This window comes from Vibrio sp. 2-2(8), assembly GCF_963888495.1.
GTDB classification, from domain to species: Bacteria; Pseudomonadota; Gammaproteobacteria; order Enterobacterales; family Vibrionaceae; genus Vibrio; species Vibrio anguillarum.
The window spans coordinates 426,004-432,519 of record NZ_CAWPJM010000033.1; the positions used below are offsets into that span (position 1 = coordinate 426,004).

At 43.5% G+C, this 6,516-nt stretch carries 10 protein-coding genes and 1 pseudogene; 2 read left to right on the forward strand and 9 right to left on the reverse strand.

The annotated features are described in order from the left end of the window. Positions 1 to 32: 32 nt before the first annotated feature. Positions 33 to 554, forward strand: coding sequence for a spermidine N1-acetyltransferase (gene speG, locus AACV12_RS11140; RefSeq protein WP_170900339.1), 522 nt, complete (start codon positions 33 to 35; stop codon positions 552 to 554). 17 nt (positions 555 to 571) lie between these two features. Next, positions 572 to 817 carry a Rho-binding antiterminator gene (locus AACV12_RS11145; protein WP_170900340.1) on the forward strand — a complete coding sequence of 82 codons (246 nt, stop codon included), beginning with the start codon at positions 572 to 574 and terminating at the stop codon, positions 815 to 817. 51 nt (positions 818 to 868) lie between these two features. Here AACV12_RS11145 and AACV12_RS11150 read toward each other — a convergent pair whose 3' ends face one another. The 9 genes and pseudogenes from AACV12_RS11150 to tuf all read right to left on the reverse strand — a co-directional run. Continuing rightward, entirely contained in the window at positions 869 to 1,477 is a 609-nt protein-coding gene (locus tag AACV12_RS11150) for a 2OG-Fe(II) oxygenase (RefSeq protein ID WP_170900341.1), read from the reverse strand. Positions 1,478 to 1,704: 227 nt separating this feature from the next. Beyond that, positions 1,705 to 3,540 (reverse strand): zinc metalloprotease EmpA, encoded by a 1,836-nt coding sequence (gene empA, locus AACV12_RS11155; RefSeq protein WP_170900342.1) that lies wholly within the window; start codon positions 3,538 to 3,540, stop codon positions 1,705 to 1,707. Between the two features lie 41 nt (positions 3,541 to 3,581). Continuing rightward, positions 3,582 to 3,725, reverse strand: a complete 144-nt coding sequence (locus tag AACV12_RS11160) for a hypothetical protein (RefSeq protein ID WP_017045961.1) — start codon at positions 3,723 to 3,725, stop codon at positions 3,582 to 3,584. Between the two features lie 183 nt (positions 3,726 to 3,908). After that, positions 3,909 to 4,346: an IS200/IS605 family transposase gene (gene tnpA / locus AACV12_RS11165; protein ID WP_170900343.1), complete on the reverse strand. Its 438-nt coding sequence runs from the start codon at positions 4,344 to 4,346 to the stop codon at positions 3,909 to 3,911. 169 nt (positions 4,347 to 4,515) lie between these two features. Further along, entirely contained in the window at positions 4,516 to 4,965 is a 450-nt protein-coding gene (gene rplI / locus AACV12_RS11170; protein ID WP_013857917.1) for a 50S ribosomal protein L9, read from the reverse strand. A gap of 33 nt (positions 4,966 to 4,998) precedes the next feature. Beyond that, positions 4,999 to 5,226, reverse strand: a complete 228-nt coding sequence (rpsR, locus tag AACV12_RS11175) for a 30S ribosomal protein S18 (protein WP_000090472.1) — start codon at positions 5,224 to 5,226, stop codon at positions 4,999 to 5,001. 16 nt (positions 5,227 to 5,242) lie between these two features. After that, the gene (gene priB, locus AACV12_RS11180) at positions 5,243 to 5,545 is read right to left on the reverse strand and encodes a primosomal replication protein N (RefSeq protein WP_026029170.1); all 303 of its coding nucleotides are present in this window, start codon (positions 5,543 to 5,545) and stop codon (positions 5,243 to 5,245) included. An 8-nt stretch (positions 5,546 to 5,553) separates the two neighbouring features. Further along, positions 5,554 to 5,922: a 30S ribosomal protein S6 gene (gene rpsF, locus AACV12_RS11185; protein WP_013857919.1), complete on the reverse strand. Its 369-nt coding sequence runs from the start codon at positions 5,920 to 5,922 to the stop codon at positions 5,554 to 5,556. A gap of 211 nt (positions 5,923 to 6,133) precedes the next feature. Next, positions 6,134 to 6,516: pseudogene (gene tuf, locus AACV12_RS11190) on the reverse strand (elongation factor Tu); the annotation flags it as partial.

Here is a 6,516-nt window from a genome sequence, read left to right on the forward strand (position 1 = left end):
AGATGAATGCCTTAGTTCAATGAAGGTTTGCTATGAATAATCAATTATCATTAAGAGCGTTAGAGCGCGGTGACTTACGCTTTATCCATGATCTCAATAACAACCGCAACATTATGTCTTACTGGTTTGAAGAGCCTTATGAATCTTTTGATGAGCTGGAAGAGCTGTACAACAAGCACATTCACGATAACGCCGAGCGTCGGTTTGTGGTTGAGAACCGAGATAAGGAACTGATCGGTCTCGTTGAATTAATTGAAATTGATTACATTCACCGCAGTGGCGAGTTTCAGATCATCATCACGCCAGAGCACCAAGGAAAAGGGTTTGCACAAACCTTGATCAACAAAGCCTTAGACTACTCTTTCACCATTTTGAACCTACACAAAATCTACCTGCATGTGTCGACGGAAAACGAAAAAGCCATCCATTTATACCAAAAAGCCGGCTTTATTGAGGAAGGGCACTTAGTTGAAGAATTCTTCATTAATGGCCAATATCGTGACGTAAAGCGCATGTACATTTTGCAAAACGCGTATCTTAATAAGCCCGCGTAACGTCATAGGAGTGAATAATGGTCACTTGCAGTCAATATGATTACATTGAGCTCGCGTGTTTGTTTCATTTGCCCGTCAAGCTCACCTTAAAAAATGGTATTACCTATTCAGGCACCGCGATGGACACTCTGCGCAATGAACACCAACAAGAGTGCATTGTGTTGAAAAATGAACAAAGTGAACACTTAATTGAAACCAATGCCTTATTGATGATGGAGGCATTAAGCTCACATCCTCATTTTACCTTGATCAAATTTGGCTGATAAAAGAGCGTGGCAGCACAAAAGCCACGCTTACTTATTAGCTTTTTTGCGTTAACTGGCAATATCGAGCTTGTTGCCTGTCACGCCATTAATGCGAAACCACCCAGCGATGCTGAAACGCTCAGCATTGGTAGGTCGTACTTCATGCGGAAAACGTTCGGATAAAAAGACCAGTAAACGCCCCGCTATCGGCGTAACCGTCGCGAGATACTGATCTTCAACATCGTAAATAACCAACTCACCTGCATCAGCACCACACCACCGATCATTCATATAAAATACCGTCGTCAGTTTGCGGCTGGCGTTGCCTGTAAAGGCGTCGAGGTGTTTTTGGTAGAATGCTCCTATTTCATATTTGGCAAAATGAGCTTCGTATTCAAATAGCCCAAGAAAAAAGTGGCGGTTAACCTCTTGCCGAATTTGCTCCATACGTTGCAAATAGTCTTGCACAGGCAGGCCCATGCTGTTTTCAATCCACTGGATTTTATCGTTGCGTATTTCAACCTCTAATTGCAAGGCATCGTGCCTGCCAATTCGCGCCACTTGTAACTGCGGTGGCGTACATGCTCGTAGGTTTTTGGTTTGCTCTGGTGTTAAAAAGTCATCCCATATGTACCAACCTTGATCGGCAATTGCGTCCATCAATTTATCTAACGACATTTTCACACTACATATAACAAAAGTGCTGTGGTTATATCGATAGCAAGCCATAACAACAAATCGGTGTTTCGATGCTTAAGACAAGGCGAATTTGTGGAGGCGGAGAAGCTGGCAAGAAAAGACTAGAAACAAACACCGTGGTTGTTGAACAACCTATCGTTGAATACCCTCCTACATAACAAAGGGGCACCGACTCGTGCCCCTTTAAATTTAATCAATAAAGATGATTAATCCAGTCTTAACGTTACACCACTGTAGTTACTATAGCCTTTGAGCATCACATGGTAGGTGGTTCCTGGTGTTGCAGAAATTGTGCACTGTTCATTGTTGCCCGATTTGTAAGGGCGACAATCCCACGAAGAAGTGGTTGGTTTGCTGCCGGCTTTGACATACAAATCAGCATCACCTGAGCCCAAACTGATCGAAACTTTAGCGCTGGTTGAGCTTGCGACCGTAAAGGTATAGAAGGCTTCGGAGCTTCGCGTACCTTGTAACCCTATTACTGGTTTGCCTTTTTCTAGCACATTCTCCGTTGGAGGCACTACGCCACAGCTAGCATTTACGCCCACTTGGTTAAAGGCATCAACCACATCCGCTTTGTTATAACCTAAGTCTTGTGCCGCTTTTGCGACGCCACATCCACCTTGGTCAAAGGTACTGTTTGCTGTCCAATATAACTGGTTAGCGACGGTGAACACTTCAAAACCTTTACGAACCGACCAATTGGCTTTGTTGGCTAGCAAATAATACGCGCGATTAAACACACCACTTGAATAGTGAACATTTAATCCATTGTAGTATTGAGAAGCGTGATCGATAGAACGGCCATCTTTTGACGGTTGATCAAAATAACGTAAGCCACCGGAAGATTTGAAAATGTCGCTCCCGACCACCCAGTCAACGCTGCCTTTCATATAAAATTCAGCCGCTTCCCCAGCAATATCAGAGAACGCTTCATTGATACCACCAGACATATTTTGGTAAACAAGCCCTGAGTTCTGCTCGGTAAAGCCGTGGCTCACTTCATGCGCGCTGACGTTGATATCCACTAATGGATAAAATGTATTTTGGCCATCACCAAAGGTCATGGACGATCCGTTCCAGAAGGCGTTTTCATAGTTGCTATCATAATGCACACGCATAGTTAGCTGGAAGGTTAATGGAGTGGTGTTCATCCAGTCTTTGTACATATCGAACACCACTTTACCAAAGTAGTGTGCGTCATTAAGCGGTGAATAAGCGCCATTAATCGCTTTGTAATCGTTGTAATTACTCGCGTCGGTACATGAATAGCTGAACGTTGAACCACCCGATGTCGCATGCTTCATATCCACGGTTTTTACAGCGCTATTCACCATGCTACAGGTGTTGCCTACTTTATTTATCACTAACCCTGGGAAATCTGTTCCGTACTGATAAAAACCTGTCTTCTGATTTCCACCAGGTCCAGTACCCGTCGCCTCTGCATGGTTTAATCCTTCCCAAGTTTGTAATACGTCACCAGAGTTCGCATCAATAAAGAAAAATGGCCGTGCAGGCTCATTGGTTGCAACAAAGAAGTCGACTAAATAAACCATTTGAGCTATTTGGTTTTCGTCCAAACGCACCATCAATTGAGCACGCTCGTTTTCTGTAACAAGATCCGCACTCGTCAGTGATGGGTTTTGTTGTTGGTAATGCGTAAGTGCAATACTAACCGCCTGCTTTTGTTCAACTTGTGGTGAAGTGCTTACCACATCAGAATCAATTTGCTGCGCCATCATGCCGTAAACTTGGCCGATACCTTTCTCAGTTTGCGTTGCTACGACTGACGTATTAAAGACCGGTAAACCATGATACATCTGCTGGTAACGAACTTTGACTTTACCATTAGGTAGAGTGACGCTTTTTACCACCTGAAAGCCATTTTGTGTTGGCACAATACTGCGAGCCTGCATGGATAAAGTTTGTTCTAGTAGACTTGGATCATCAACCTGCACCATTTTCGCGGCTGATACTGGTAGTGCTGCGCTGATAGAGGCTGCGAGGAATAGCCACTTCATTTGACGTTGTACTTTTTTCATTTCTCAATCCTAGAGAGTTATTATTAGCATCCGCTGACGACTTACATCCAATCAACCACCAGCGACGTGACTGCGAATGATTCGCTCATTGAAAATGGATCAAGAAAACCAACATCACCAGTAGCACGGAAAAATAGTGCAAAACGAGCGTCAAATAAAATGGTCACAAAAAAGACAATAGCCAAAATAACTCGAAGATTTATTACAATAATTAACTTATATATTAACGAGATAAACATAAATGATAATTATATGTACATTTAATAGTGCACATAACTATCAATATAATTTTTGCTTGAAGTAAAAATCCGCCTTCTTAGAAGGCGGCTTTGGTTTACAGCCCCCTGAAAGGGGGCATCCTCGCGCTGTTAGTTCATCTTCAACTCTAACTGCACCTCATATTCTTGATCTTTCTTGTCTTGGTGTCTGACGTACCGTCTGATGATTTCTTCATTTACGCCAACCGTATCGACAAAGTAACCTCTTGCCCAAAAATGATTCCCCCAGAGCTTCTTTCTTATATGGGGGAATTTGTTAAACAACCGAATTGCCGAACGTCCTTTCAACACTCCCATCAACGTTGAGATAGAAACTTTTGGTGGAACTATCACAACCAGATGAACATGATCCGGCTGAACATTTAGTTCCAATACCTCACAATCTTTCATATTGCATAAAATATAGATTGAGCGATAAAGCTCCTTACCTACATTCCCTTTCAGGATCTTGAATCTGTATTTCGGCGTCCAAACTATGTGGTATTTACAACGCCAATGGACATGTGATGAACTTCTGTAGTCGCCCATGTTTTTTGTTTCCTCTTACTTGTGGTGAATAAGAGGTTTACTTCTAACATGGGCACTTCTGCGGGCAATAGCCCCAAGGTTCAATCACCACCGCCCAAGGCGGTGGTTTAGGGGTGACAAAAAAAACACCAGCCAAGGCTGGTGTTTTCAATTCATCCGAAGACTGAAATTACTCAGCAACGATTTGAATTTTCGCAGTTGCAAACACTTCTGAGTGAAGTTGGATGCTCACTTCGAAAGAACCTACGTTACGTAGAGCACCTTCAGGTAGACGAACTTCGCTCTTAGATACTGCAACACCTGCCGCTGTAATAGCGTCAGCGATATCACGAGTACCAATAGAACCAAATAGTTTACCTTCATCGCCCGCTTTAGAAGTAATAACAACAGCTTCAAGAGCGTTAACTTGTTCAGCACGAGCTTGAGATGCAACAAGTTGCTCAGCAACTTTAGCTTCAAGTTCAGCACGACGAGTTTCAAACATTTCAACGTTAGATTTAGTTGCCATTACAGCCTTACCTTGTGGGATAAGGAAGTTACGAGCATAACCAGATTTCACGCTTACAGTGTCGCCAAGGCTGCCTAGGTTACCGATTTTATCAAGTAGAATAACTTGCATTGATTAATCCTCTTTCTTAATAAACGGTGCCAATTACTGATGTTTATCAGTGTATGGCAATAGAGCTAGGTAGCGAGAACGCTTGATTGCACGAGCTAGCTGACGTTGGTATTTAGCGCTAGTACCAGTGATACGGCTAGGTACGATTTTACCAGCTTCAGTTATGTAGTTTTTAAGAGTTGCTACATCTTTGTAATCAATCTCTTGTACGCCTTCTGCAGTGAAACGGCAGAATTTACGACGACGGAAGAAACGAGCCATGGGCTATCTCCTGATCTTAAATTTGAGTAATGTGGTCGGCATGTAGCACCAATTTACCTACGCCATTATGGCTAGTTTGGTAAGCGACAAAGCCACTTACGGTTATGGTGCTGCCTTGTACTAAGTGTTGAGTGAGATTCGTTGACCGATGCCCACTGACGACTACCGGCATACGACAATAGACTTGTCTCGGTAAATCAGCTTCTATCACTGTTGAGCGATGTTCAAGCCAGAAACGGCAATGTTCAATACCCGCAGGACTTTGGCTTCGAATGGGAGGTTTTGCGACAGTGCCACTCAACTCCATCCGATTGGTCATCAAATCAATTACTCAGCGTCTGCATCGAAACGAGTTTCATCACGCTTAGAACGCTCTTCTTTAGCTTTCAGCATGATTGATGGCTCGGTGATAGCAGCTTTAGTACGCATGATCATGTTACGTAGAACTGCATCGTTAAAACGGAAAGCAGTTTCTAGCTCATCAATCACAGCTTGGTCAGCTTCAACGTTCATAAGAACGTAGTGAGCTTTGTGAAGCTTGTTGATTGGGTAAGCCATTTGACGACGACCCCAATCTTCTAGACGGTGGATAGTACCGCCAGTTTCAGTGATAGAACCAGTGTAACGCTCGATCATGCCAGCAACTTGCTCGCTTTGATCTGGGTGCACCATGAATACGATTTCATAATGACGCATCGGTTGCTCCTTACGGATTATTCAGCTTCCAGGTTTGGCTCGGTCGTCCATAGGAAGCAAGGAACGAAAAAAAAAGACCGAGAATTAAGGACGGCAAATAGTACAGAAACGAAGCAGGATTAGCAAGGGAAATGTACTAAGGGTCACATCAAACAAAAAGGGAAGCCTAAGCTTCCCTTTTTAATGCAGTGTGTGCATAAATTATCGAAAATTAAGCGATAACTTTAGCAACAACACCAGCACCTACTGTACGACCGCCTTCACGGATCGCGAAACGTAGACCTTCATCCATCGCGATTGGAGCGATTAGCTCTACAACCATTTGGATGTTGTCACCTGGCATTACCATCTCTACGCCTTCTGGTAGAGAGATATCGCCTGTTACGTCCGTTGTACGGAAGTAGAACTGTGGACGGTAGCCTTTGAAGAACGGAGTATGACGGCCGCCTTCATCTTTAGACAGTACATACACTTCTGACTCGAACTTAGTGTGTGGAGTGATTGAACCTGGTTTCGCTAGTACTTGACCACGTTCTACTTCATCACGCTTAGTACCACGTAGAAGTGCACCAACGTTCTCACCTGCACGACCTT

Bases quoted from the DNA above. Each gene is read 5' to 3' on its own strand.
- AACV12_RS11145 (WP_170900340.1), top strand. From the start codon at position 572: ATGGTCACTTGCAGTCAATATGATTACATTGAGCTCGCGTGTTTGTTT.
- speG (WP_170900339.1), top strand. From the start codon at position 33: ATGAATAATCAATTATCATTAAGAGCGTTAGAGCGCGGTGACTTACGC.
- rplI (WP_013857917.1), bottom strand. From the start codon at position 4,965: ATGCAAGTTATTCTACTTGATAAAATCGGTAACCTAGGCAGCCTTGGC.
- empA (WP_170900342.1), bottom strand. From the start codon at position 3,540: ATGAAAAAAGTACAACGTCAAATGAAGTGGCTATTCCTCGCAGCCTCT.
- rpsR (WP_000090472.1), bottom strand. From the start codon at position 5,226: ATGGCTCGTTTCTTCCGTCGTCGTAAATTCTGCCGTTTCACTGCAGAA.
- rpsF (WP_013857919.1), bottom strand. From the start codon at position 5,922: ATGCGTCATTATGAAATCGTATTCATGGTGCACCCAGATCAAAGCGAG.
- tnpA (WP_170900343.1), bottom strand. From the start codon at position 4,346: ATGGGCGACTACAGAAGTTCATCACATGTCCATTGGCGTTGTAAATAC.
- AACV12_RS11150 (WP_170900341.1), bottom strand. From the start codon at position 1,477: ATGTCGTTAGATAAATTGATGGACGCAATTGCCGATCAAGGTTGGTAC.
- priB (WP_026029170.1), bottom strand. From the start codon at position 5,545: ATGACCAATCGGATGGAGTTGAGTGGCACTGTCGCAAAACCTCCCATT.